The following is a 24,253-nucleotide window of genomic DNA, read 5'->3' on the forward strand; positions in this document are numbered from 1 at the left end:
AGGCCATATCAAATGAGTTTTTGTTGCGACTGATCGTATCCGCGGTCAGTCGCAACTGTTTGTAGCGCACCATTCATCGCGGGCCTTGGCACCGCTTCCGGGAACCAGTGCATCCAGATTGACGAACCCTGTTTCGCCAAGGGCTGTTTCAATTTCAATCCAGAAATCCTCGCTTGGTCCGTCGACATAGACAGTTTCGAAGCGTGCCAGACGCCGCATGACCGGATATTCGATGCCGGGGCCTTCGCGCATGTTCAGAAGATCACGGTCGATATAATAAGGATCGCGATCTTCGCCGATCAGCTTTTCGACGGATCGCGTCAGTTCGCTGGTCTTGTCGGCAACAAGTTGCGGGATGTCGTGACTGACAAAGCCTTGCCCCGGTCCAAACGCCACCAGCAAACAGAAAATGGCAACAAACAGCGGGCTTAGATGCAAAAGGGCATCGAGCATCCCGGCCTGTTTCCATTCGCTGCGGACCCGGCGAAGGGGTTTTCCGTCATCCAGACGCCGCAGATTGGCGCGGATCTGTTCGGCCAGCACCGACCGGTTGGTGCCGATGAAATCACTGGCTTGTAACAACACGGCCCGGGCAAGGGGTTTATTTCCGCTGCGTTCGAACGCGGTGGCCTGCGTGAACAGAAGTTTTGCATTGCCCTCTGCTGGCAGGGTGCCGCCGCGCATATTGCCAATGATTGCCCGCCATGCCGGAATGAAGCTGCGCCAGCCCCAGAAACCGCGCAACCATGTTTTGAAACTGGCCTTAAGCGCCATGCGTTTTGCCCCTTTGGGAGCAAGATTGGCGGTGATCTTTTCGATTTTCAGGGAATTGAGAAAACCGCGCACAATGGTGAATTCAACCATGCGGGGTTGGGCGGATACGACTTCTGTCACGGCACAGCGGACAAAACCGGCCTGATCGGGCTTTGCGCGTGCTTTTGCGTGGCGCTTGGCGCCTGGATGGATGTTTGATTTGCGTGCCGCGTTGCGTTCCTGCTGCTGGCGATAGGCTTCGTTGGCGCGGGCAAAGCGTTCCTCTTCGCTTTCGCGATTGGTTTCGGCCTTGCGCCCTGTACCGGCAAAGCCCTGACGGGTGCGTTGTTGCGAATTGGCGTTTTGGGCACCGGCGGCCTGTGGGCCATAGGGGCCGCTTTGCTGCTTGCCGGCTGTGCCATCATTTGTGCCGGTACCGTTTTTACCGTTGCGTGATGGGTTTGGCGGTGCCTTGCGCGCGCCGGTCAGGATTTCATAGGCTTCGGTGATGTCCTTGAATTTTTCCTCGGCATCGATATCTGTATTGCGATCAGGATGAAATTCAAAGGCAAGCTTGCGGTAGGCAAGCTTGATTTCCTTTGCGCTGGCGCCCGGCGCAATTTTCAGCAGGCGATAATAGATCCCGAGGTGATCCTGGCTCATTCGTGAAAAGGCATCCCGCACATAAACATTGTCCCGAAGCCGGGCAGGTTAAATCACATTCACTTTATATTCGTATCGATGCTGGGATCATATGATTGAAATCTTAACACGTTGTCACTTTTGCGTATTTGCCATATTTTGCAAGAATTGATCCGCTTATCTGCGAACCGCTTAGCGAGTATCCGCCTTGAAACTTAAATTCTGGCAACGCAATGCCGACCATGACGGCGATGTCCTTGATCACAATGGTGGTCATGGTGGTGATATGGCGGAATTCGTGATGCCCGAAGGTCACAGTCTGAGCCTTGCAACAAAGCTTCGTGCGCGTTGGCAGGGGTATGACAACCCGGTCGAATATTATCTTTTGCAAAAAGAAATCGATGATTACCGGGCGTGGCTTCACAAAATGCGCCTGTTTCTTGCCCGGCCGGTCGAGCCGGAACTGGGCGAGCTTGACCTTGATGATGAAATCGGTCGCTGGCCACCGGAACGAATCAAGCTTTATGCCAAGCTGTTTGATCGCGGCATCATGATCCCGGGTGGTCATGATTATGCGTTGGAACTGGCAAAGCCGCTTGCACTTGACGAGACGCTGAGCTGCCTTGAAATCGGGGCGAAGCTTGGCGGGGTTGCGCGTTTGCTTGCCGACAAGCTTGGTGTCTGGGTAACTGCCTACGAGCGGGATGGCGAACTGGCGTTGCTGGGGATGGAGCGGTCCGTGCAGGCCGGAGTTCAGAAAAAAGTCCCGGTGCAGACCTTTGATCCGGCCAACCCCGATTTGCGCAAAGCCTATTTCAACGTGGTTTATTCGTTTGGCGATCTTTTTCACATCGAAAAAAAGGATGTCTTGCTGGTCTCGGTGGCGGAAACGCTGCGTGATCACGGCCAGATATTGTTGACCGATTATGTCCTGACGTCCGAGGGTCACGAAGATGAGGTGGCCAATTGGGCAAAGTATGAGGACTTCAAACCGTTTCCATGGACGGCTGACCAATACAAAAAGGTGTTGGGCAAGCTGAAATTCGATATCCGTATCGCCAAGGACGAGACGGATGTGCATGTCAGTCAGATCAAAGCAGCATGGATGGCGATGCTGGCAGATATCCAGAACAGCGGTTTGGACCCGGATGTGCTGACATATCTGGTGCCAGAGATGGAAATGTGGATGAATCGCGTAAAAATGCTTGAAAACGGAACGCTAGCCTTTTATCGGTTCTACGCAACGATCAGGTGATTGCCCTGTTTCATGTCTACGGCGGGCGACGAAGGAATGGACTTTGTCCGGAATTCTGTCGCTGCAACCTGTTTTAGGTGTTGACAGGGGCTGGGTGTACTTCTATTTTCCGGCTTCCTCGAAGGGGCCAAGTTTCTAAGGTTTACTATTATGAAGATCCGGAACTCATTGAAATCCGCGAAGCTGCGGGAAAAAGGCTGCCGTATCGTGCGCCGCCGTGGCCGCGTATACGTGATCAATAAAAAGAACCCGCGTTTCAAGGCGCGCCAGGGTTAATTCCCGGTACCTTGTTCTCTCAGGTTTTACAAAACGCCGCATCGGTTTATCCAATGCGGCGTTTTGTGTTTTGCGGCTTGCCAACCCTTTTCTTAATCAATGCCATCTATCGGAATGGTATAGACAGCGGTTGTTTCGCTGCGTCCGCGCAGCAGAATTTCATCGGCAAGACGGGCCTGTGACGGGTCTGAAAGCTGATCGAATGTGGTGCTTGCGATCAGGATGCGCGTGCCGAGTTCCTTGTTCTTGGCTTCCAGTCTGGCTGCACTGTTGACCGCATCGCCGTGTACGGTGAATGTCAGACGGTCCGGCGCCCCGACATTTCCCGCGACCAGCAGGCCGGTATTGATCCCGCAGCGACAGCGCAGTTCTTCACCGTCAAACAGTTCATTATGAACCAGCGTTTGCAGGGCGACTGCCGTTCGCACCGCCGCATCGGCGTGACCGGGCACCTCGTCAAAGGCATTGAATACGGCAAGGATGGCATCGCCCTGAAACTGGGTAATGATGCCGCCATTTTGTTCGATGATTGCCGTTGCCTTGGCAAAATAGGCGTTCAGGATGGTGACGATCCGCTGCGGGGCGATCTTTTCGCTTAGGGTCGTAAAGCCGACCAGATCGACAAACAGGATGGATGCCTCGCACTGGCGGGATTGGATATTGCCGGTGTCATCGTCAGAGGCCAGCAATTGCTGGGCGATGGCCGTTGGCAGGAATTTGCCAAACAGCCGTCCGATGCGTTCGCGGTCACGCAGGGTGATGGCCATATTGTTGAATGATCGTGATGCATCGTTAAATTCGATGATATGGCTGCCGGGCAGGATCGGCAGATCGTCAAGCATGCCGGTTTCAAGTTGCCTTGTTGCGGCTGAGAACCGTTTCAGCGGGCGCGTGAAATAATGCGCGATCATGACGGCCAGTATGATCGCAAGAACCATGATTGCCGTTCCGATCAGTGTCGCGAGCTTCAGGCGTTCCCATTCGCGGGTAAAAACGGTCGGATCAAAATGCATGCCCATTACAATTGGAAGACCTGCCGATTCTTCAAATTTCCGGGTGATGATAACGTGGTATCCGCCCGCGGTTTCGAGTGCAGAGGCCGTCGAACCATTGGTTCCATCAGGTGTTCGGCCGTCGTTGAAATCAAATGTCTGCCACTGGTCCATCTGTGCAAGAACCGGATCGGCAAGGTCGTCGATACGGGGCAGGACGCCAAGAACATCATCGGTTCCAATATTTGCGGGCGGGTGCAACTGGTGCCAGTCGGGCAAGGCGGGATGGGCAATGACATGATCATTGACGATGACAAATGGCGTGCGTCCGGCCTCTGTCGGGTCCGTTTTCAGATCGCGTGAAAAATCGCCAAGTGATACAAGCTGCACAAGCGATCCGATATATTCCCCCCTTTGAAACAGCGGGATCATTTCGGTGATCACGACCTGATTGACCAGGCTGTTCCAGCGTGGAAACTGCGTGATGCTTTGGCCCGGGCCAAAGGCGATCAGGGATCGGGCGATGATGTCTTCCTGGGGATCGGCCTGGCGCGAGACAGTCCTGTCCGTCTTTGGATCGTACCACCGGAAACGACCATCGGGCATCAGAAGCCCGATGGCGGTCACATCGAGTTCATTGGTCACAAGAGCCGCCAGGGTATTGTCCCAGATGGCAGTGTCATCGGGTGAAAGATCGCCATTTGCCACTTCGCGGGCGACCCAGATATTGCGGCGCTGCATCCGTTCGATCCGGTTGCGCATGGCATTTTGCGCGTCTTTCAGGTCGGCATGGGTCATCGCAATCCATAGATTGCGGGTGTTGTCATAAGCCGTATCAAGGCCAAGGCGAAGTGCAAGCCCCACACCGAGTACGCTGGTCATAAAAAACGCGCCCAGCAATACGCCAAGTATCGAAAAACGCCCCCTGCGTTTGGTCATCATATTCCCCGTATGCCCCCAATGGCCCGGTTTGTCTTTCCGGGTTATCGGCAAAGCTTACTGATGATTGAACGCAATGAAAAGAATATCGCGTGGGTCAATTCCGGCAGGTATAGATTAGGGTTTCGGTATGACGGCCACGCAACTGGATTTGTCCGGCTTTTACCACCCGCTCGGGATCGGAAAGGAGATCGCGGGTGCTGTCTGATAGAAGGATGCGGGTTCCCAGTTCCTTGTTTTCCCGTTCAAGCCGCGACGCGGTGTTCACGGCATCGCCGTGCACGGTAAAGGACAGGCGGGCACTTGCACCGACATTCCCGGCGATCATGCGCCCGGTATTCACCCCGCAGCGGCAATGAATGGAAAGTCCGTCAAACTGGCGGGTTTCGACGGCATGCTGAATGGCGATGGCCGAATCAAGGGCCGCATCGGCATGGTCATGCAATTCATCAAAGGCATTAAATACCGCAAGAATTGCGTCACCCTGGAACTGGGTAATGATGCCACCATGTTCTTCGATAATGCCGGTCGCGCAATCAAAATAGGCATTGAGCATCGAGATGATCTGTTGCGGTTCAAGTTCTTCACATAATGTCGTGAAGCCTTCGATATCGACAAACAGGACAGTTGCCTCGCACTGCTGCGGCGGAAGAACCCCGGAATCGGTTCCCGATGCCAGAAGTTTGCGAGCAATAGAGGCCGGCAGGAATTTACCAAACAGGCTGCTGATCCGTTCGCGGTCATGGACGGCCTTGATCATGTGATTGAACGATCGTGCGGCATCATCATATTCGCGAATACGGCTGCCTTTAAGGTCGGGGAAATCGTGGTTTTCGATGCCATCTTCCTCAAATGCCCGGGCGGCAGCGGCAAAACGGCGGATCGGTTTGGTAAAGTGACGGGCAATGATCACGGCAACGATGATCGATAGCAACAAAACAGTCCCCCCCATCACCGATGCCAGAACCAGTCTGTTCCATTCGTCATCAAACAGTTCTTCTTCGAAATGGATCCCGATGATGATCGGCGAGAAGGGGGTATTCATCATCTGTTTGGTGACGATCATCGAATAGCGGCCATCAAGATCAAGGCCGGACAGGCGAAGGTTTTTGGCTTCGGGGCGCTTTTTGCTTTCATCGCCAATATCAATGGACTCGGACTTGCCGATATTGGCCAGAACCGGATCGCCGATATCATTGATCGTCGGAAGGGGAATAGGGCTGCGTGCGATATCCGCACCATTTACCAGTGCAGATGCAGCACTATCGCCCCATTCACGAAGACGTGGATGGGCCATGACACGGTTTCCGGCGATCAGGATAAACGGAACACCCGGCAAGTCCTCGCGCCCACGGATAAGGCTGTTGGACAGGTTTGACAGTGACAGATACTGGATGAATGTTCCGACGTAGCGGCCGTCCGCAAACAATGGAATCCAATCAGCAATCACTGTCTGCTTGAAATAGGGGTCCCATCGTGGAAAACCGGTGTGATTAGCCGTTGGTCCACGCAAATGCGCCAGTTCTGAAAAAATAACATCATCGCTGGGCAATGTACGGCGGATTTCGCTCATATTTTCGGGATTATAGCCGATAAACTGGCGGTCGCCGGTAATCAGACCATAGGCCATCACATCGATTTGCGACGCCGAAAGTGCGCGCATCGCATTGTTCCAGCCGTACTGAAAGCTTGGATCCAGAGCGCCACTTGCCACCTGATCGGCGACCCAGACCGCACGTTTACCTACATTGTCCATCCGTTCATGCATGGTTCGCTGGACCGATGTCAGGTCCAGATCGCTAAGCATGACCCAAAGGTTGCGGGTGTTTTGATAGGCTGCCCCAAGTCCGACATAAAGGGCAATACCGACACCAAGAATGCTGGTGACAGAAAACCCGGCAAGCAGAACAGTCAGGACGGAATATCTGCGTTTTTCAGCCAATTTTTTGAAAATTCCCGAACAGAGGCTCCCCAACCCGGGGGCAGTTTATCGTCTATCAAATTTCGTGGAAAGGATGATTGAGCTTGCCGTGCGTTTAATTCCGGGCAAGGCCCCGATTTGGTCAAGAACGGTGTCAAGTTCTTCGGATGTGTCGGCGGCAATTTCGGCGATCAGGTCATATTCACCGGAAATCGCAAGGCACCGAATGCAGTGGATTATTTTCTGAAGCGCGCCGACCACCCCGGCAGACTGTTTCTGTTCGACCTGTATCATGACTTCGGCAAGCAAAAGCGCCCGTGCTTGTTCGCCAAGCTGTATTGTGTATCCGGTTATGACCTTTGCCTTTTCAAGGCGTTCAAGGCGTTCCTGAACAGCACTTCGTGACAGATCGACATCACGCGCAAGGGCCGCAATCGGGGTGCGGGCGTTTTGTTGCAGCCGGGCGATCAGGCGGCGATCAATGTCATCAATGTTGCGTTTCATCGGTGTAACCCGTGATTTTAACGGTTAAATCATGAGAAATGACAGTATCGCCGGGTTGTAACCGGCAGTCCAGCGGAAGACCATCAAGACAGCATAACAATAACGTTATCAGGGCCATAATCAGGCGGGGCCACGCATCATATGCGGTCAAAGGCGTCAAAATGGGAGTTTGCTGAAATGAAAAAAGTTCTGATCCTTGGGGCAGGTAAAATCGGTCGTATTGCGGCTGTCATGCTGCGTGAAAGTGGCGAATATGCGGTGACGCTGGCGGATTCCAACGGGCATATGCTTGAGATTTGTGCCAAGGATGATGCGGCAACGCTGGTCAAGGTTGATGTCACCGACGAGGCGGCATTGACGGAAGTGGCCAAAGGCCATGATGCAATCCTGTCGACCTGTCCGTTTTACCTTAATGTCGCGATTGCACGTGTGGCGCGCAGTGTTGGCGCATCTTATTTTGATGTTACCGAAGATGTTGAAACCACCCGTGCCATTCGTGATATTGCCAAGGATGCCGATGGGGCGTTTGTGCCGCAATGTGGTTTGGCACCGGGCTTTATTTCGATTGCGGCACATGATCTGTTCAAGCGGTTTGATAGCGTTCAGAACCTGCGCCTGCGCGTCGGTGCCCTGCCGCAAAACCCGACCAACCGGTTGAAATACAACCTGACATGGTCGACAGATGGTCTGATCAACGAATATCTGAACCCGTGCGAAGCCATCCACAAGGGCAAGCGGATCGAGGTTCTGCCGCTTGAAGGATATGAGCGTTTCACCATCGATGGCACCGAATACGAGGCATTCAATACATCGGGCGGGGTCGGTGCGCTTTGTGACATGCTGGAAGGCAAGGTCGAAAACCTTGACTACAAGACCGTGCGTTACCCCGGGCATCAGGAAATCCTGAAAATCCTGATCGAAGACCTTGGGCTTGGCAAACGCCCTGATCTGATGAAGGAAATCTTTGAAAAGTCGCTGCCGATCACAAGTCAGGACGTGATCGTGATTTTTGCCGATGCAATTGGTACCCGCGATGGCGAGCTTTGCGAGGAAAACTTTATCCGCAAGGTTCATGGCACGGCAATCGGTGGCAGGAACTGGTCGGCGATCCAGATCACGACGTCGGCCGGGCTTTGTGCGGTGATGGATATGGTCCTGACCGGCAAACTGGCGGGCAAGGGATATATCCGGCAGGAACAGGTTTCGCTTGATGATTTCCTTGCCAACCGTTTCGGTCGCTACTTCAGCCACGAGGGTTGATGAATAACCCCCACATCATGCTTTTGGGCATGATGACAAACTTTGCCATCCGGTCTTGTCAGGCCGGGTGGTTTTTTGTGTGTGCTTGCCATAGTCAGAGCCCATATTTTGTGGCAAAGACGTGGTTTGTTAACGCTTGGCGCCTATGGTGGCGGATTAAACAAACTCTCGGGTGGCGATACGATCCTTGTCTGATCTTGGCGAGATGTTCCGGTTTGCAATCGACCTGTTTGAAACGGGTCAACTGGCGGAGGCAGAAAGCGCCTGCCGCAAGATGACGCTTGCCTATCCGCAGGCGGCAGAAGCCATGCATCTGGCCGGCCTGGTGGCGATGAAACAGGGCAATGGTGATATTGCTGCCGAACGCATGGGCCGGGCTGCAATCGCGGATGCCAATAACGCCGAAATCCAGCACGACCATGCGCAGGCGTTAAAGGCAGTCGGAAAATTGCGCGAAGCCGTTGGTGCGTTCAAGCGCGCGATTCGCCTATGCCCCGATTCCCCCGCACTTTATTGCAATATCGCCAATACCTATCGCCAGCTTGATGAACTTGAATTGGCGCATGAAAACTACATGCTGGCTCTTCGACTGGCACCCGATGTTGCCGAAATTCATGCCAATCTTGGGGCATGCCAGTATGCCATGGGGGATATCGCCGGGGCAGAGGCATCCTGCAAAACCGCGCTCAGGCTGCGTGATGATATCGTCAACGCACTTGTGCTTATGGGGCAGATCCGGCTTGATCAGGGGCGAACGGTTTCGGCATCCGAACCCCTTTTGCGTGCCCTTGAATTGCAACCGGGACATCAGCGGGCCCTGACGGCTTATGGCGATGCGCTTTTCCGACTGGGGCAGTTTGCCGGGGCGCTGCATTGCCTGCGTCAGGTTCTGGCACTTGATCCGCAGGATGCCGGGGCGCGGCGGACGCTTGCTCTGTTGTATTTGCGGACCGGGCAGGGGACCGAGGCGATTGGTGCGCTTGAAGCACTTTTGCATGCAAATCCCAACGATCCCGAACTTCTTTTGATGATGGGCGAGGCATTAAGCCTTGCCGGACGTCACAGCGAAGCCGTCGAGCGATTTGGGGCGTCGATTGGTGCGGGTGGTGGCGATGACGCCGTGTTCCGTCTTGCGGTCGAACTGGCGGAAGAAGGCGACGCGGCATCGGCCCAATCGGTTTTGCAGAACGCCATTGATCGCAAGATTGCGATTGGGGAAAATACGGCGTTGTTCCGAACGGCCCGCCGATTGCTGTTTGCGCCTGTTCCGGCCGATCTGGCAGCCCAGAATGACGAAGTTGTTCGTGATCTTCTCGACGATACGCTTGATGACGATGATCTTGACCTTGATCTTGGCCAAAGTGACCTGATCGATCCGATTACCCTGACACGGTTCCCGCCAGTATGGCGTGCGGCCCTTCGTCCCGAAGGCGATGCACAATTGCGTGCAGTTGGTCATTATTGGGAACGGCTGGTTTCAGGTTATGACGTGCCTCATGTTGCGGCGCGAACCCGGCCAAAGGGTGGCAAGGTCCGGCTTGGCGTTGTATCGGCCAATATGCGCGATAATGGTATTGGTCGATGGATTGCGGGGCTGGTCCGGGCGATTGACCGGGACCGTTTTGATATTACGGTTATCCGCCCGCCACTGGGCGAGGATGACATTACCGCCCGCATCGACGCCGAGGCCGATCTGGTGGTGCCATTGCCGCTTGATCCGTTGCATTCGGCGCGCGTGATTGCGGGCCTTGACCTTGACGTTTTGCATTATGCCGATCCACAGGCCGATGCTTATACGATGTTGCTGGCAAGCTGGCGTCTGGCACCGTTGCAAATTGCCGGTGGCGGGATTGCCGCGACGACCGGGCTTGCAAATATTGACTGCCACCTGATTGCCGAGGATTGGGAAACCGCGGGCGGTGAAACCCGCTTTAGCGAGGAATTGATCCGTCTGCCCGGATTGTTTGTCAATGCAACACGGCCTGATGAGATCACCTTGTCGCCGGGCGATTTGCAGCGCCGCTGGCGGATTGATCAGGATCGGAATACCTATCTTTGCCCGCAGCCGCTTGATGTTCTGACGGCTGATTTTGATCCGCTGATTGCCGAAATCCTGCGTCTTGATGAAACCGCCGAACTTTTGCTGATCGCACCGGAACGCGATAGCTGGGACGCGGCATGGGGGCGGCGGTTTGCTCTTAACTATGCCGATGTCGCCGGACGCATGCGGTTTGTTTCGGTGCATAGTCGTGCAGATCTTCATTCCCTGCTGTGTGCGGTGGATGTGGTTCTTGAAAGTCCGGCATGGAACGATGCGATGCTGGCGTTTGACTGCCTTGGTCTTGGTGTGCCGCTGGTGACCTTGCCGGGCAAGGGCGCACGCTCACGGCGTAGCCATACCTGCTATCGCCAGATTTCGGTTTTTGATTGCGTTGCCTATCATTCGGCGGATTACGTTGAAACCGCCCTGACACTGGCAACAGATAAAAGGCGACGTTCGGTGGTTTCACAGGCCATTCGCAATCGTGCCCATGTCCTGTTTGGGCAACGGTCATCGTTTGAAACCTATATGAACTTCCTTGAAGATCGCGCCGTTTGATAAGCCTGTTGATCACTGCGCAAAAAGCCGGGCTATTGCGTTGTCTGGCGTGCGATCAGCTAAGCGCGTCGATATCGGCTTCTGACAGGGCTGCGGGCACAATGGTCAATGGCAGGCGTAATTGACCGACCACATCCCGGTTGGTCAATGCGGTGATCAGTGGGCCGGGGCCGTCACTGTTGGTGCCAGCGGCCAGAACCAGAATGGAAATCTGTTCTTCTTCGTCGAGCAAATTCAGAAGTTCGTCTTTCAGGCGTCCTTCGCGAATGAACAGAAGTGGCATGGAGCCGGTCTGTTCATGGACATAGGCGGCCAGTTCGTTGACGCGTGTTTCTGCATTTTCGCGCGCTTCTTCCTGCATCAGATCGCCAACAGCCATCCAGTGCTGGAATTCAGCAGGTTGAATGACGCTTAGCAGTGCGACACGCCCCCCGGTATGCTGTGCACGGCGACAGGCATAGCGAAGCGCTTTGGTCATTTCGTCACTATCGTCGACCACAACAAGGAACGTGCGATCCGTGGTGGCAGCGCGCAGTTCGCGGTCGGCATCAAATGAATTCATGTCGTCCTGTCCTGAATAAAATGGGTTCCGGGGTGAATGGTCGCCAACGTGCGGGGCGGGGCGCAACCATACCGGACAGACAAAGTTTGCCGTAATTCAAGGCCGGTTTCCAAGCTATTTTTCAAGCATTCCGACAAAGAAAATATCTTTACGCAACTGCAAAACGCGATGGTGCATGTGCGAAAATCATCAAAGGAAGATGTAAGGTGTGCAATCGTTCAATTGGAGATTGGGGCCCGAATCAGCGTTTCCGGAAGGCGACGCTTGCGATCCAGCCGGCACCGATCGCAATGATGACAGCGATGATGCCATAAAGTGCCGAATAACGATGTGCGAAGTCATAAACTTCTGCGCTTACACCGGTTTTTGATACGACCAGCGGCGTTGTTTTAACGCTGGCAATGCGTCCGTCACGGATCAGATAGACATTGATGGTGTAGGTGCCGGTCGGGGTATTGGCCGGAAAATGGATATCGGTCCGGAAAAGCTGATTGGACAGGAAGCTGATTTTGGCCGGGCGCTGGTTGAAAAGGCCGGCCGCGCGCATGTTGCGCAGCAGGGCATCTCGATAATCGCTGCTGTTGCGATCCTTGTCGTCTATTTCAGTGACAAAGCGTTGATGTTCAAGCCCGATACGGTAATCGTTGTAAAGCTGGGAATTGGCGATGATTTCCATCGGCCGGTTCGACGCACTGGCATAATAGGCGGGCACATTGCGGAATGTGGCGCTTTCGCTGTTGACCCAGATGCCAACTTTCCGTTCCTTGCGCCGCACGACCATATCCTGATCAGGACCCTTGACCGTCACGATCACATCGCCTTCGCTTTGCACGGCACCAAACAACAGAACATTGGTGCCGGTAAAGCCGGTGGTAATGGCGACCAGGTGGTTGGAAAGATCGACTACCAGTGCTTCGGCGCGCGCGCGTTCAGGCAGGGCCACGGCCAGCACCGCAGCAACGGCAAGCAGTGTGTGGATGATCGCGCCCGATTTGTGCATTACAAATTCTCCGGCGCGACGGAATACAGTTCGGTCGGCGTGATCACCAGATCGAACAGAAGCTTCAGGCAAACCGAAAGTACCAGAAGCCCCAGCATTGCGCGCAAATGCTCTGCCTTAAGCCGCGATCCGAATTGCGCGCCAAATTGCGCCCCGATGACCCCGCCAATCAAAAGAAGGATGGCAAGAGCGACATCGACGGTCTGTGTCTGGATTGATTGCAGGAAGGTGACGTTTGCCGTCACGAAAATGATCTGGAACAGCGACGTCCCGATAACGACACTGGTCGGCATGCCAAGGATATAGATCATGGCCGGAACCATGACAAACCCGCCACCAACCCCCATCAGAGCCGTCAATAATCCGACAAAGAGCCCGACAAGAAGCGGCAGTAATGCGCTGATATAAAGGCCCGAGCGATAAAACCGCATTTTAAATGGAAGACCATGCACGAAGCTGTGCTGGTGCTTTTTGGTGCGGCGGAGCTGCCCGCCGCGGCGTCGGGTACGGAAAATGGCGCGCGATGCTTCGATCAGCATCATACCGCCAATGATCCCCAAAAAGATCACATAGCAAAGCGAAATGACCAGATCGATCTGGCCCAGGGAACGCAACCATGCAAAGACCCAAACCCCGGCGGTCGATCCGGCAATACCACCCGCAAGCAGCACGAGGCCCATTTTAAGATCGACATTGCCGCGTCGCCAATGGGCAAAAACCCCGGAAACAGAGGATGCTACGATCTGGTTTGCCGCGGTGGCAACCGATACTGCGGGGGGGATTCCGTAAAAAATCAAAAGCGGCGTGATCAGAAATCCGCCGCCAACGCCGAACAATCCGGACAAAAATCCGACGCCGCCGCCAAGCCCCAATATCAGAAAAATGTTTACCGACATCTCGGCAATAGGCAGATAGATTTGCATTGCGGGCGGGCATCAGCGTTTGATTGATTCTGGAAAATCAGTCTAACATATTGTGCCAATGCAACAATCGCCAATTCACGGATTGGCGATGATTATCCCGATTTTTATAAGGTTTTTCATGTCGTTTACTCCAGAAGACCCTTTCGACCTTGTTCTTGATGCCCGTGGACTGATTTGTCCGATGCCAGTACTGAAGGCAAAGAAGGCGTTGCGCGATGTGCCGGTAGGCGGCGTTCTAAAGGTTTTGGCGACTGATCCGGGATCGGTTGCAGATATGAAATCCTTTTGCGATATGACAGGAAACCGCCTGTTATCATCGACACAAGAGGATGATGTGTTTATCTATCATATCGAGAATCTGGCCGCGAAATAACCACAAGAACCGCGCCCGCCACGTCCGGAAATGAAAGTTGCCGCCATGTCCGCCTCATCATCACCCCTGCAATGGGTTCATTGTGCCTTTGACGATATGACGCCGCGTCTGGTCCATGACCTTTTTCAATTGCGGCAACAGATTTTCATCATCGAACAGGAATGTCTTTTTCCCGATATCGATGGATTGGACCCGATTTGTCAGCATGTTCTGGGGTTGCTTGATGGCAGGGTGGTGGCAGCCGCGCGCATTGTGGCACCGGGTATTGACCCCGATCATTCCGCACAGGGGCAACATCCTGCAATCGGGCGTGTCGTTGCCAGCCCGGATTTGCGCGGGCAGGGGATCGGCCGTAAACTGATGTTGCAGGCCATTGCATCCTGCGAAGACAGCTTTGCGGGTAAGGGCATTTTTCTGAATGCCCAACTGTATCTTAAAAACTTCTACGAGGGGCTTGGCTTCATCCAGTTCGGTGAGGCGTTCTATGAAGATGGCATCGCCCACATATCAATGCTGCGTTCGGCCTGATCGCGGGCGGTACGGCCGGTATGGCCGGTACGGTTTAGCGTAGGCCGACCGTTGCCATACCGGTAAAGAATTCAAGCTGCCACTTCATGTCTTCTTCGCTCAAGGGATATGCCTCGCCACGGGGATTAAGCGTCTGACCAGGTGGAACATGACCGAGTTTGACCTGAATTTTAACGGCCAGTTCGGCCGAAAGGCCGGCCTTCCATGCCAACGACACAACCCCCTTGGCCGAATGGGTATTCAGGACCTTACTTACCGCTTCTGGCGGAATTCCGGCAAGTACGGCCAAGGCGGCACGTGCCAGTTTGACATCATTGGCGGCCAATGCCTTGGCAACTTCCTTATCGGTGAGTTTGCCTTTGCTATGCAGGGCCAAGGCCTTTTCGTAGGAGGATTCTTCTTCCTCTTCGCCTGCTGCGCCGTCTTTACCGTCTGTCTTGGCGGCGACTTTCTTTTCGGCCTCTTTTTGCTTGGCCTTGCGGCTTTCAACCGGGACTTCGTCGCGTTTGTCAAATTCGCCTGACGAAATGCGGCGATTGACCACTTCACGCACGGCTTCCAGCTGTTCCTTTTTCAGGTCTTTACGACGTTCAAGCACGCTGATGAGGCTTTCGGCCACAAATCGCGCCAGTTTCCCGGCCGCTGTTGGTGGCAGTTGCGGGCGTTCAACCAATGGCTTGTGCCATTCGGGATAATCCGGGGCACGATCAATCAGCTGATCAAGCGTCTCTTCGCGGATTTGCGCCGATTTATTGCCCAGAAGGTGCGAAATCGCGTCCTTATCGCTACTTGCCGCAATCGCATCAGCCAGTTTTTCGCCGACATTGCGTCTGCGCGAAATAAAGCTTAGCGATCCGCGCCCGGTGCTGCCTTCGATGATTTCAAGCAGGTCCGTTTCGGTCAGAACCGGCGAATATTGCAGCACTGGCCCGCACACGACACTTTCCGTATCGCGTGCCAATTGCTGAATGATCGGCTGCGGCGCGTTGGCGATATCCTTGAGCGTTTCGGAAATCACCTGACGGACATGGACGGCCTGATCACGGGCAAGCTTGTCCAGCGCCTCGTAGGTCATGCGGCGCAGCTTGTCCGACTCGTTGGGGGTCAGTCCGGCTGACAGATTGGCAATCTTTTCGGCCAGACTGCCACGAACGCTGTCATCCTTGTCGTCGGTCAGCAGGACGTCGGCTTGTACCGGGGTTGCCTGGTTTGCTGCAATATGACGCCGCACCTGGGAATCCGCATCACTTGCAAGATAGTACAGGATTTCGGGTTTGGTATCGTGACGCTGGGCCAGTACCCCGCGCACATTTGCATCCGGGCTGGCTGCCATATCCTTGGCTTCATCATACGTGATCGGGGTTTCCCGACGTTTGGTGAAGACCCTCTGCAAAAAGCCCTTCATAGGGGTGTCTCCTGGTTTTCTATTTTTGCCGGTTCATCCGATCCGGGAGGGGCGGCAATACCGAAACTGCCTTTGCCGTGTTTTTTCACCTGATACATGGTCTGATCGGCGCGAAGCACAAGTTGTTCAAGCGGTTCTTTGGATGCGGCATCGCGTACCGCAATACCGACCGAAATACCAAGCGGGCGATCTTTGGCACCGGAAAATGATGATAAGGCTGCGCTTTTTTCCAGAAGGATGCGTGCGCGCTTCGCCGCGGTTTCCATATCGGCCCCATCCAGCCAGACGACAAATTCATCGCCGCCAAGACGCGCGACCAAGTCAATCGGGCGGGTGTTGTCCAGAAGAATGCGGGTTAATGCCAGAATGGCCTCGTCGCCGGTCTGATGCCCGTGCACATCGTTGACCAGCTTAAAATTATCCATATCAACATACATCAGTGCCGCGGGCATGTTGTCATGCAGCAGTCGGGCATGGCGACGACCGAGTTCGTCGAAAAAGGCACGCCGGTTCAATAGCCCGGTCAGACCATCGGTCCGCGACAGGGTGACGATCCGGTCATGCTGTGCGGCCTGTTCGATTGCAATGCCGATCTGATCGGAAACCTCGGACATGATGGCGCGTTCGCCTTCATTCGGGACGGGGTGATCGGCATTGAAGATAAATATCACTGCACCATTCACCCGCTGATGATAGTGGGAGTGATGAGCAAGAACGCGATAGTTTTCGATTTCTGCTTCGAAAACGTCTTCGTTTTCGTCAAGCTGTTTCAAGGCCTGATTGGCAATCGGGTCAATGTCTTCGGGGCCGTGACAGGCGACCATTTCGATCTCGTCGGTGTCTTCGTTGCGGCGAAAAATCGCGCATCCTGCACAGGCCAGTGCGCGCGCGCTGGCATCGGCCGCCCCTTTCAGGACAAGGGTCGGATCGATTTCATCGCGCATGGTTCGCACGATATAGGTCATCAGCCGGTCACGGTTTCGCGCGGTGGCGACTTCGCTTTCTCGGCGGCGCTGTTCGGTAATGTCATGGGCAAGCCCGCGCGTGCCGGTCCAACGGCCATCACGCGTGTAAACCGGGGTCGAGGAAACGGCCAGACAGGCGGCATTACCATTGGCCCGTTTAAGCCAGATCGGCACATCCCGAACGGCCTTTTGGCTGCGAAATACGATTTCGCTGTCCTGATCGGCGGTATCAAGCAGGAAATCAAGAGGTGAGCGTCCGACAAGCTGTTCGGCCTTGTAGCCAAGTGCGCCGCGCGGCGAGACGAAAATGAATTTGCCGGTATCGTCGGTTTCCCATGCAAAGGCAGAGGATACTTCGACAATGTCACGGTAACGCTGGCGTGAATCAATCAAGGCCTCGCGCAGGTTGCGATCCATACTGACATCACGTGGCAGCAGCAGGACACGGTCATCAGCCATTGGCAGGGCGGTCAGTTCAAGCGTTGCCGTGCCGCGCTGTACTTCGAAAGTCAGCAGTTCTACAACCCCGCCGGGTGTTGTGATCGCGCGCAAGACCAGTTTGTTGATTTCGGGGAATAGGCCGTCACGAATGCCTTCGGCGAAGCTTCGAGCATTTTTGTTGGCAAACAGGGGCGTTCCGTTCTTGTCCATGACCAGGACGGGGGCCTCTGCATCGGCCATGGTCTGTGGATCAAGGATGAAAACCTGTTCGGACGTCACATCGGTATGGTCAGACATTGCCTTCTCAGCATCCTTGTGGTGCCGGTTCATTTTCCGCCTCCGGTCGCATCGGCGGTTTGCGTGGTATTTGATGATCCGGTATTCACACTGGCAAGCGTTACAGGCGCGCCAAGATGATATCCTTGACCGTAATCAATACCCAGATCGCGAACCAGTTCGAAGCTGGCCTGATCATAAATCATTTCTGCAATTGTATGGATTCCAAGATCCCGGCAAAGCAAGGCCGTAGCCTTGATAAAAGCGCGGCCTTTGGGTTTGGCCAGAGCCGTTCGCATGGCACCGCCATCAAATTTGATGATGTCGACGTCAAGCGCGCTCAGATATTCGAAATTGGCGGCCCCCGCCCCGAAATCGTCAAGACAGACAAGATGCCCGCGGGCGCGCAGGCGTTGCAGACAGTCATTCACGTCGCGCAATCCGCGAATGCGCGACGTTTCTGTCACCTCGAACATGATTTTTGCCGGATCGATATCATAGCGATCCAGAATTTGTTCAAGTGCTGGCAGAAAATCCTGCTGTTCGAGCGAGTGGCCGGATAAATTAACCGCAACAGAATGAGTTACGCGTTCAGGTTCAAGCGTGACGTGATCCAGCACCTTCTGACACATTGCCAGATCGAATTCGGTGATCAATCCGGTGCCTTCGGCAAAATGAATGATCTGATCAACCGCAAGGGCGCTGCCGCCATCATGGAACCGCGCCAATGCTTCGTAATGGTGCATTTCAAGGCTTTCGAGATGCACGATCGGTTGCAGTGCGACGGCAAAGGATCCATTCTGCACAATTTCGCGAAACGCCCGAACCGATTTCAGGGTTTCCTGAATAAGATGCGGCAAGCTTGCTGAAAGGCGTTCGGCCGATACATCCGAATCACCGCGATGCTGCAGACGATTAAGCGCATATGCAACAGCACGCGTCAGATTGGTTTCTCTTTCACCATTTTCTATCGGTTGGCGGACATTCTGTGTGAGGCGGTGAAACCCGCTGGCAAGGTCATAGTCACGGCCAAACAGATCATTGTTGGTGAGTGTCGAAGCACCCGACGTGCCAGAACTGCCCGTGGCAAGGTTCAGATTTTTGAGAGGATCGGGGGCGTTTGCCGCATCGCTGCAATCCGGATCGTCAAGATCGGCGCGTAATGCACTGGCATAGGCGACAATTCGGCGTTCCAGTTCGATCATCGGCTCGTCAACCAGATAACCGCCGTCTGGTTCAAGGTTTTGGAGGCTTCGGCGGTTGCCGATGCCAATCCCGATCAGGCGCGCAAGTTCGTTGGTCGCATCGGTTTCTGCCTGGCTGCGAAGGGCGGCGAGGTTTTCAAGAACCACAAGGGCTTCGCTATGGCTTGAGGCCATGCGTGCGGCGGTTTCTGCTTGCTGGTCGTTCTTGCCTGTTTTTGAGCTTACCGCAGACAACGTGTTTTGCAGGATCAGGCGATCAATGCCCGATCGTGCGCGCGGACGTATCGCGCGATGGCGGGCCGCAATAAAATAACGACCGATCGGTTCGGAAATCATATAGCCGCTAAGTGACAGGGGAACCGGATTGCCAAGGGCAATTCCATCATCCTCGATCAACTGAAAATCAAGATCGAGTTCTTCAAGCCGTTTGATCCCGGAACTGGCATGAAGATAGGCCCGTAACAGCGGCCGTTCCGACTTTATGACCAGCTTATCAAGTGCCTCGCCGATCAATCGTTCCGGCAGGCAGCCCAAAAGACTTTCGGTCGCACCGGCCACAAACAGGATGTATCCGTTCTCGTCGACTTCAAGCAGCATGTCCGCCCAGCAGAACGCCATGGCAGCCAGTAGGTCCCTGTCGTTTGTTTCTGCTGAATAGCTCATATTGTCCGTCATACGAGAACCATCACAAGCCTGACCCCCAAAAGCTTCGGATGAGTTCCGAAGTCGTTTTCCCTGTTCTTCTTAAATAGCGATCTTAAGGGGTAATATGAAGGAAAAGGACTTAATAAACAAAAAAAAGCCGGTGGATACCGGGCATTGTGATTACACAGGGCTGGTTTGTGTCACGTGACGCAGACGGGAACCGTATTTCAAACGACAATACTGACATCGCAGTCACTGTCAGGCGGCGTTGTGGCTGCTTTCGGAATGGGGGCGTTTTGCGTGTTTGTTGGCATACATTGCGTCATCTGCCTGCTGCAAAAGCTGTGTGATATCGCTTTTGCCATTATAGACGGTAAAGCCGAAGCTGGCTCGGATCGGAAGGGCTGCTCCCTGCCAAATTAGCGGGAAGCGCGATGTTGCTTTTTCAAGGTCACTTATCCGACGTTCTGCGACTTCGGGAATGCTGCCGACCAGCAGTATGGCAAATTCGTCACCACCAAAGCGGGCGACAAAATCATCAGCGCGTGTATGTGTGCGAAGGTTTTGGCCGAAATGGCGCAGGATGGCATCGCCAGCGGCATGGCCATGGTGATCATTGATCAATTTGAAGCCGTCAAGATCGGCAATGACCAGAATGCCGTTTTCCGGGTGACGGGCGGCACGTGCCATGGTTTCGCGAACACGACGCAGGAAACCGCGACGGTTATAGAGACCTGTCAACTCGTCGGTTTCGACCATTTGTTCAAGCTGTCGGATGCGGTTCTGCTGCTGGTCGAGACGGTTTTGCATGTCGCGTGCAAGATCAACAAGTGTCGCAAATGCATCCGTGCTTTCGGCTTCAACTGTGGCACGGGTGTTAACATCCGTTCGCGGTTGAAACTCGTCAGCCAGTTTTTTCAGAAGCTCTAGATGCGAGTTGTTCATCTTTGATCTTGTTATCAATGACAATGCAAACTGAAACGCGTAAAACGTTTGACAGTATCCTTTTTAAAGTCCAGTGCGTTACAACATCATTAACGAAGAACGTAAGGTTTTGTGACGGCAGGAAACCGCACGAGCACAGGAGAACGATAATGAAAACCGGAATTGGCGCCGTGTCTGGCAAGTTTGCTGCGATCCTGGCTGCGGGAATGTTGATGTCGGCATGTTCGGCATTTCAGAAAGAAAACATGACCCTGACCGGGGAAATTACCGATAATGGCCGGGAATGCGTCACGTTTCGTGCGGATGACGGAACCCTTTATGCGCTGGCAAACAAGGCAAGCAATTTCCGTCCTGGTGACAAGGTTCGGGTGACCGGCCATGGCGCGTTGATGACGACCTGCACCGAGGCCGAAACCCTGATCGTTGACAAGATTGTCTTGCTGGGCGGTGATGCCAAATAGGACCGTTTCCGGTCGCATTCACGCAACGTGAATGCGACTTTATTGATCATGCGTTGCAAAGCAATCCGTGCCGTCAGCCAAAAGCTGGCGGCATTGTTTTTCAGCGCTGGCAATATCGGCAAACCCGCCAAGGCGCAGCCGATGAAACGTCCCCTTGGTTCCGAGGTCTGCGGTTGAAAGGTTGCGGGGGTGGGATTGTGCCAGATCGGGATACCGGATCATGAAACTTGCCCAATAGGTTTGGGCACTGATCGTGTCGCGAAACGCACCAAGCTGGATCGCAAATGCGCCGTCGGTTCCGGCGGGGGAGACACTTGTCGCTGTCGATGTTGATGCCTGTGACGCACCGGTTTCGGGGATTAAAGGCGATATTGTCATATGCTGTGTGTTCGCGGATGCAGATGCAGATTTTGGCTGGGCGATGAGTGCTGGCGCAGGTTTTTCCATGATTGTGCGTTTTGCACCTGCGGCTCGCGATGGCGCGCGTTTGATACCCTGTTTTTCCATTCGATATTGCTCGGCAAGGCTTGGCCGATCTGTGTCTTCAAGTAAAACGGGGTCGCTTCGGATGGTGCCGGGCAGAAGGCTGAAAGGTTGATTGACCGGCGACGGGCTGCTGGTGTGAACGGGTAGATCGGTCGGTATGGCATCCAGACCGGATTTCATTTCTTTGCTTGCGGGATGTGCTGTCTCGATATTTTGTGCCGCGACCTGACCCGGGCCCATGGTCAGAAAAAGACCGGCGGCAATGCATCCTGTCACGATACTGGCCAGTTTGGATCCGTATCGAACGCGAACAGGGGATTTCGCCGCCGGTATCATTTATTGTTCCGACCATGCCGGGAAGGCGTGGCGTTCGCGCAGGATGCGGTCATTCTGGTGCAGCCGTTCCATTGCCTTGCCATAAACGCTGTTGGCGGTGTACTGGCCTTCGGGATGATCGCCACATGGCTTGCCGCTGAGCAATTCGATGGCGTCATTGATGTGTTCCACCGTCCAGATGTTGAACTTGCCCTGACGAATTGCCTGAACAACTTCCTCGCGCAGAACAACATTTTCCGCATTGGCCAGCGGGATGATCACACCCTGATCGCCGGTAAAGCCCTGATCGGCACAAATGCGATAAAATCCTTCGATCTTGTGCGAAATGCCCCCGACTGGCTGTGCCTGCCCGAACTGGTTCATTGATCCTGTTACACCGATATTCTGGCGCATCGGGATGTTGGAAATTGACGAAATGATCGCGCAAAGTTCGGCCATGGATGCCGAATCACCTTCTATCCCGCCATAGTTCTGTTCGAACGTCACGTTACAGGCAAAGGATAGGGGGAATTCCTGTGCAAAGCGGGATTTAAGGAACCCTTCGATTGTCATGACCGATTTCTGCTGCAATGGGCCAGACATATCGACCATGCGTTCGATGTTCAAAACGCCGAGGCTGCCGACATAGGAGCGTGCCGATACGCGTGCAGGCAAACCAAATGCGTGATCGCCATAATCGAGAACGGTCAGCGCGTTAACTTGCCCGACAACCGCACCATAGCTGTCGATCAGGATTTCGCGACGCTGAACCCGTTCATGGGACCGGTCTTCAAGTCGGCTGTTGCGATGACGGCGTTCTTCGATGGCGCGTCTGACATCGGCCGCCCGGATGCTGCTGCGTTTGTCGGTTTTGGCCAGTGCGCCGGCTTCGATGGCTACATCCTCGACCCGCTCGATCTGCGCGGTCAGTTTGTCACGTTCCCCGGCCCAGCGGGCCGCCTGACCCAGCAATTGGCGGATGGCCCCGTTATCAAGCGGGATGCCGGTACGTGACAATGCAGAATCACGCAGTAACCCGGTATAGATCGAAATGTTACGACCTGCGGCGGGCATGTCGGCATCGATGTCGGCCTTCACCCGGAAATGGTTGCGAAAATCAACATCCAGCGAGAAGAAAGTATAGTAATATTTCGGTGCGCCGACGATCACGACCTTGACGTCAAGCGGGATGGGGCGCGGCTCCGGTGCACCGGCAGTTGGCGGGCCGGATTTATGGGTTTCCTCGATCCGGATTTCGCCATCACGAAGGGCTGCTTTCAGGAACGCCCAGCTGTCTTCGTGTTCGACCAGCGATTCCGCGCGTAAAACCAGAACGCCGCCATTGGCGCGATGCAGGGCACCTGGCTTGATCAGGCTGAAATGCGGGTGCATGCCACCTGCTACCGGGCGGTACTGGATTTGGCCGAACAGATTATCATAGCTTGGGCTTGGTTCCAGAACGACATCAGGATGCTTGTCGCGCGAATGGTCGATCAGAAGATTGACCGCATAACGGTCATCGACGGTTTCGGGCATTTTGCCATCGCCGCTGTCGATGGCGGGCTGGTCGCTGGCTTCTTCGAACGCGTCGATATTATCCAGAATGTCTTTTTCAAGTGCTTCGAACCACGCCTTCATTCCCGGTGCGGTGAATTTGTCGCGGATTTTGCGAATGCGCGGCTTCAGAACGACCTTTGCGGCCCCGCGGCGAAGCGCATCAAGCGTATCGGAAATCTGTTCTTCGAGATCGCGGGTCGAAAGCAGCGTCTTGCGGGCTTCTTCGGCGACTTCTTCAAATGCATCTTCGGCTTCGGCGCGGCGCTCTTTGGGGATTTCGTCAAGCGAAACGGGCTCGCCTTCCTCGTTCAGGGCGACGATCATCACGCCTTTTTCGTTTTCCTGAACATCCAGACCGCGTTCGCGGGCATATTCGCGCAAGGCGTCGAATTTTTCGCGCAGTTGTGCACGCGCTTCTTCCGTCTGGGTCTGGGTTTCGGTCAGGTGGGCTGGCGCGTTGAATGCGGATGCAAATGCCTCGCGCAGGTGCGATACCAGCGTTTCCATCGCATCGGCCAGTTTGCGGCCTTCACCCGCGGGAAGGGCATAAGGGCGCGGGCGATTGGTGCGGGAAAAGTTGTTCAGATATACCCAGTCCTGTGGTGCTGGGCGTTCTTCCATCGACTTTTTTAGATATTCGAGGGTTGCGGTCATACGACCAGCGCGATCAAGGCCCAGAACAAAGATGTTGAAGCCCGGCTCGGACATTGAAAGACCGAACTTCAATGCCTCTGCTGCTCGGTAATGCGATGAAAAAGCAAAAATTTCAGGAGACTGGTCTTTGTGTGGGCTGCGAATCCGGAAGTGGGGGAAGCCACAATCATCAGCGTCGAGGCGGGAAACTGGCATTTGCTGTCTTTCTGCTGCCCAAGAAGGATGTGATCAGGCAAGGACGCCGATCACGAAATCTTATCTTGGAAGCAACGCGATAGGACGGTCAAGAGCAGCTTGTCGATTTTGCGATATGGGCGTCCCGGGAATTGATGATGCGATGGTGTAATGCCTCGTGCAGCTATTATCAAACC

20 protein-coding genes are annotated in these 24,253 nt (G+C 54.5%); 7 read left to right on the forward strand and 13 right to left on the reverse strand.

What is annotated here, in order from left to right; translation table 11 throughout:
• Nucleotides 1-45: 45 nt before the first annotated feature.
• Nucleotides 46-1,416 carry a DnaJ domain-containing protein gene (locus tag P8T57_RS17875; protein WP_341363893.1) on the reverse strand — a complete coding sequence of 457 codons (1,371 nt, stop codon included), beginning with the start codon at nucleotides 1,414-1,416 and terminating at the stop codon, nucleotides 46-48.
• A gap of 187 nt (nucleotides 1,417-1,603) precedes the next feature.
• On the opposite strand from P8T57_RS17875, the gene P8T57_RS17880 reads away from it, so the two are divergent.
• Both P8T57_RS17880 and ykgO read left to right on the forward strand, forming a co-directional pair.
• Complete coding sequence (locus P8T57_RS17880) at nucleotides 1,604-2,650, forward strand: methyltransferase domain-containing protein (protein WP_063092891.1); 1,047 nt, start codon at nucleotides 1,604-1,606, stop codon at nucleotides 2,648-2,650.
• A 150-nt stretch (nucleotides 2,651-2,800) separates the two neighbouring features.
• Entirely contained in the window at nucleotides 2,801-2,926 is a 126-nt protein-coding gene (ykgO, locus tag P8T57_RS17885) for a type B 50S ribosomal protein L36 (protein ID WP_007090004.1), read from the forward strand.
• Nucleotides 2,927-3,018: 92 nt separating this feature from the next.
• Here ykgO and P8T57_RS17890 read toward each other — a convergent pair whose 3' ends face one another.
• The 3 genes from P8T57_RS17890 to P8T57_RS17900 form a co-directional block, all read right to left on the reverse strand.
• Nucleotides 3,019-4,800 (reverse strand): adenylate/guanylate cyclase domain-containing protein, encoded by a 1,782-nt coding sequence (locus P8T57_RS17890; RefSeq protein WP_341363894.1) that lies wholly within the window; start codon nucleotides 4,798-4,800, stop codon nucleotides 3,019-3,021.
• A 154-nt stretch (nucleotides 4,801-4,954) separates the two neighbouring features.
• On the reverse strand, nucleotides 4,955-6,799 hold the full coding sequence (locus P8T57_RS17895; RefSeq protein ID WP_341363895.1) for an adenylate/guanylate cyclase domain-containing protein: 1,845 nt from the start codon (nucleotides 6,797-6,799) through the stop codon (nucleotides 4,955-4,957).
• Between the two features lie 45 nt (nucleotides 6,800-6,844).
• Nucleotides 6,845-7,282, reverse strand: coding sequence for an Lrp/AsnC family transcriptional regulator (locus P8T57_RS17900; RefSeq protein ID WP_341363896.1), 438 nt, complete (start codon nucleotides 7,280-7,282; stop codon nucleotides 6,845-6,847).
• Between the two features lie 177 nt (nucleotides 7,283-7,459).
• Between P8T57_RS17900 and P8T57_RS17905 the strand changes: the two genes are divergently transcribed.
• Together P8T57_RS17905 and P8T57_RS17910 are read left to right on the forward strand one after the other, a co-directional pair.
• Complete coding sequence (locus P8T57_RS17905) at nucleotides 7,460-8,542, forward strand: saccharopine dehydrogenase C-terminal domain-containing protein (RefSeq protein ID WP_341363897.1); 1,083 nt, start codon at nucleotides 7,460-7,462, stop codon at nucleotides 8,540-8,542.
• Between the two features lie 187 nt (nucleotides 8,543-8,729).
• A complete protein-coding gene (locus P8T57_RS17910; RefSeq protein WP_341363898.1) occupies nucleotides 8,730-11,141 on the forward strand; it encodes a tetratricopeptide repeat protein in 2,412 nt (803 codons plus the stop codon).
• A gap of 55 nt (nucleotides 11,142-11,196) precedes the next feature.
• On the opposite strand, the gene P8T57_RS17915 is transcribed toward P8T57_RS17910, so the two are convergent.
• From P8T57_RS17915 to P8T57_RS17925, 3 genes are all read right to left on the reverse strand, one after another.
• Complete coding sequence (locus P8T57_RS17915; RefSeq protein ID WP_037988523.1) at nucleotides 11,197-11,703, reverse strand: universal stress protein; 507 nt, start codon at nucleotides 11,701-11,703, stop codon at nucleotides 11,197-11,199.
• A gap of 241 nt (nucleotides 11,704-11,944) precedes the next feature.
• Complete coding sequence (locus tag P8T57_RS17920) at nucleotides 11,945-12,703, reverse strand: TIGR02186 family protein (RefSeq protein WP_037988521.1); 759 nt, start codon at nucleotides 12,701-12,703, stop codon at nucleotides 11,945-11,947.
• On the reverse strand, nucleotides 12,703-13,626 hold the full coding sequence (locus P8T57_RS17925) for a sulfite exporter TauE/SafE family protein (protein ID WP_007089996.1): 924 nt from the start codon (nucleotides 13,624-13,626) through the stop codon (nucleotides 12,703-12,705). Before P8T57_RS17925 ends, P8T57_RS17920 begins: the two co-directional genes overlap by 1 nt.
• Before the next feature lie 88 nt (nucleotides 13,627-13,714).
• Here P8T57_RS17925 and P8T57_RS17930 point away from each other — a divergent pair, with 88 nt between their 5' ends.
• Nucleotides 13,715-13,999 (forward strand): sulfurtransferase TusA family protein, encoded by a 285-nt coding sequence (locus P8T57_RS17930; RefSeq protein WP_083379468.1) that lies wholly within the window; start codon nucleotides 13,715-13,717, stop codon nucleotides 13,997-13,999.
• Between the two features lie 45 nt (nucleotides 14,000-14,044).
• A complete protein-coding gene (locus P8T57_RS17935; RefSeq protein WP_065702201.1) occupies nucleotides 14,045-14,527 on the forward strand; it encodes a GNAT family N-acetyltransferase in 483 nt (160 codons plus the stop codon).
• A gap of 34 nt (nucleotides 14,528-14,561) precedes the next feature.
• Here the strand turns inward: P8T57_RS17935 and P8T57_RS17940 are convergent, their stop codons facing one another.
• The 4 genes from P8T57_RS17940 to P8T57_RS17955 form a co-directional block, all read right to left on the reverse strand.
• Nucleotides 14,562-15,932, reverse strand: coding sequence for a DUF2336 domain-containing protein (locus P8T57_RS17940; protein ID WP_341363899.1), 1,371 nt, complete (start codon nucleotides 15,930-15,932; stop codon nucleotides 14,562-14,564).
• Nucleotides 15,929-17,635 (reverse strand): sensor domain-containing diguanylate cyclase, encoded by a 1,707-nt coding sequence (locus P8T57_RS17945; protein ID WP_341363900.1) that lies wholly within the window; start codon nucleotides 17,633-17,635, stop codon nucleotides 15,929-15,931. Before P8T57_RS17945 ends, P8T57_RS17940 begins: the two co-directional genes overlap by 4 nt.
• A 29-nt stretch (nucleotides 17,636-17,664) precedes the next feature.
• Nucleotides 17,665-19,482 (reverse strand): EAL domain-containing protein, encoded by a 1,818-nt coding sequence (locus P8T57_RS17950; protein WP_341363901.1) that lies wholly within the window; start codon nucleotides 19,480-19,482, stop codon nucleotides 17,665-17,667.
• A 240-nt stretch (nucleotides 19,483-19,722) separates the two neighbouring features.
• Nucleotides 19,723-20,409, reverse strand: coding sequence for a GGDEF domain-containing protein (locus P8T57_RS17955; protein WP_007089990.1), 687 nt, complete (start codon nucleotides 20,407-20,409; stop codon nucleotides 19,723-19,725).
• 149 nt (nucleotides 20,410-20,558) lie between these two features.
• Here P8T57_RS17955 and P8T57_RS17960 point away from each other — a divergent pair, with 149 nt between their 5' ends.
• Complete coding sequence (locus tag P8T57_RS17960; protein WP_007089989.1) at nucleotides 20,559-20,870, forward strand: DUF5818 domain-containing protein; 312 nt, start codon at nucleotides 20,559-20,561, stop codon at nucleotides 20,868-20,870.
• 39 nt (nucleotides 20,871-20,909) lie between these two features.
• Here the strand turns inward: P8T57_RS17960 and P8T57_RS17965 are convergent, their stop codons facing one another.
• Nucleotides 20,910-21,632, reverse strand: coding sequence for an SPOR domain-containing protein (locus P8T57_RS17965; RefSeq protein ID WP_341363902.1), 723 nt, complete (start codon nucleotides 21,630-21,632; stop codon nucleotides 20,910-20,912).
• A 60-nt stretch (nucleotides 21,633-21,692) separates the two neighbouring features.
• Entirely contained in the window at nucleotides 21,693-23,954 is a 2,262-nt protein-coding gene (locus P8T57_RS17970; protein WP_341363903.1) for an ATP-binding protein, read from the reverse strand.
• Between the last annotated feature and the right edge of the window lie 299 nt (nucleotides 23,955-24,253).

Origin of the sequence: Thalassospira sp. SN3W (genome assembly GCF_038070535.1) — a bacterium.
Classification (GTDB): Bacteria; Pseudomonadota; Alphaproteobacteria; order Rhodospirillales; family Thalassospiraceae; genus Thalassospira; species Thalassospira xiamenensis.

Coding starts and splice junctions, on each gene's coding strand:
- P8T57_RS17945 (WP_341363900.1), bottom strand. CDS start 17,635: ATGTCTGACCATACCGATGTGACGTCCGAACAGGTTTTCATCCTTGAT.
- P8T57_RS17915 (WP_037988523.1), bottom strand. CDS start 11,703: ATGAATTCATTTGATGCCGACCGCGAACTGCGCGCTGCCACCACGGAT.
- P8T57_RS17920 (WP_037988521.1), bottom strand. CDS start 12,703: ATGCACAAATCGGGCGCGATCATCCACACACTGCTTGCCGTTGCTGCG.
- P8T57_RS17875 (WP_341363893.1), bottom strand. CDS start 1,416: ATGAGCCAGGATCACCTCGGGATCTATTATCGCCTGCTGAAAATTGCG.
- P8T57_RS17890 (WP_341363894.1), bottom strand. CDS start 4,800: ATGACCAGCGTACTCGGTGTGGGGCTTGCACTTCGCCTTGGCCTTGAT.
- P8T57_RS17930 (WP_083379468.1), top strand. CDS start 13,715: ATGATTATCCCGATTTTTATAAGGTTTTTCATGTCGTTTACTCCAGAA.
- P8T57_RS17955 (WP_007089990.1), bottom strand. CDS start 20,409: ATGAACAACTCGCATCTAGAGCTTCTGAAAAAACTGGCTGACGAGTTT.
- P8T57_RS17935 (WP_065702201.1), top strand. CDS start 14,045: ATGTCCGCCTCATCATCACCCCTGCAATGGGTTCATTGTGCCTTTGAC.
- P8T57_RS17900 (WP_341363896.1), bottom strand. CDS start 7,282: ATGAAACGCAACATTGATGACATTGATCGCCGCCTGATCGCCCGGCTG.
- P8T57_RS17950 (WP_341363901.1), bottom strand. CDS start 19,482: ATGAGCTATTCAGCAGAAACAAACGACAGGGACCTACTGGCTGCCATG.
- P8T57_RS17960 (WP_007089989.1), top strand. CDS start 20,559: ATGAAAACCGGAATTGGCGCCGTGTCTGGCAAGTTTGCTGCGATCCTG.
- P8T57_RS17925 (WP_007089996.1), bottom strand. CDS start 13,626: ATGCAAATCTATCTGCCTATTGCCGAGATGTCGGTAAACATTTTTCTG.
- P8T57_RS17905 (WP_341363897.1), top strand. CDS start 7,460: ATGAAAAAAGTTCTGATCCTTGGGGCAGGTAAAATCGGTCGTATTGCG.
- ykgO (WP_007090004.1), top strand. CDS start 2,801: ATGAAGATCCGGAACTCATTGAAATCCGCGAAGCTGCGGGAAAAAGGC.
- P8T57_RS17940 (WP_341363899.1), bottom strand. CDS start 15,932: ATGAAGGGCTTTTTGCAGAGGGTCTTCACCAAACGTCGGGAAACCCCG.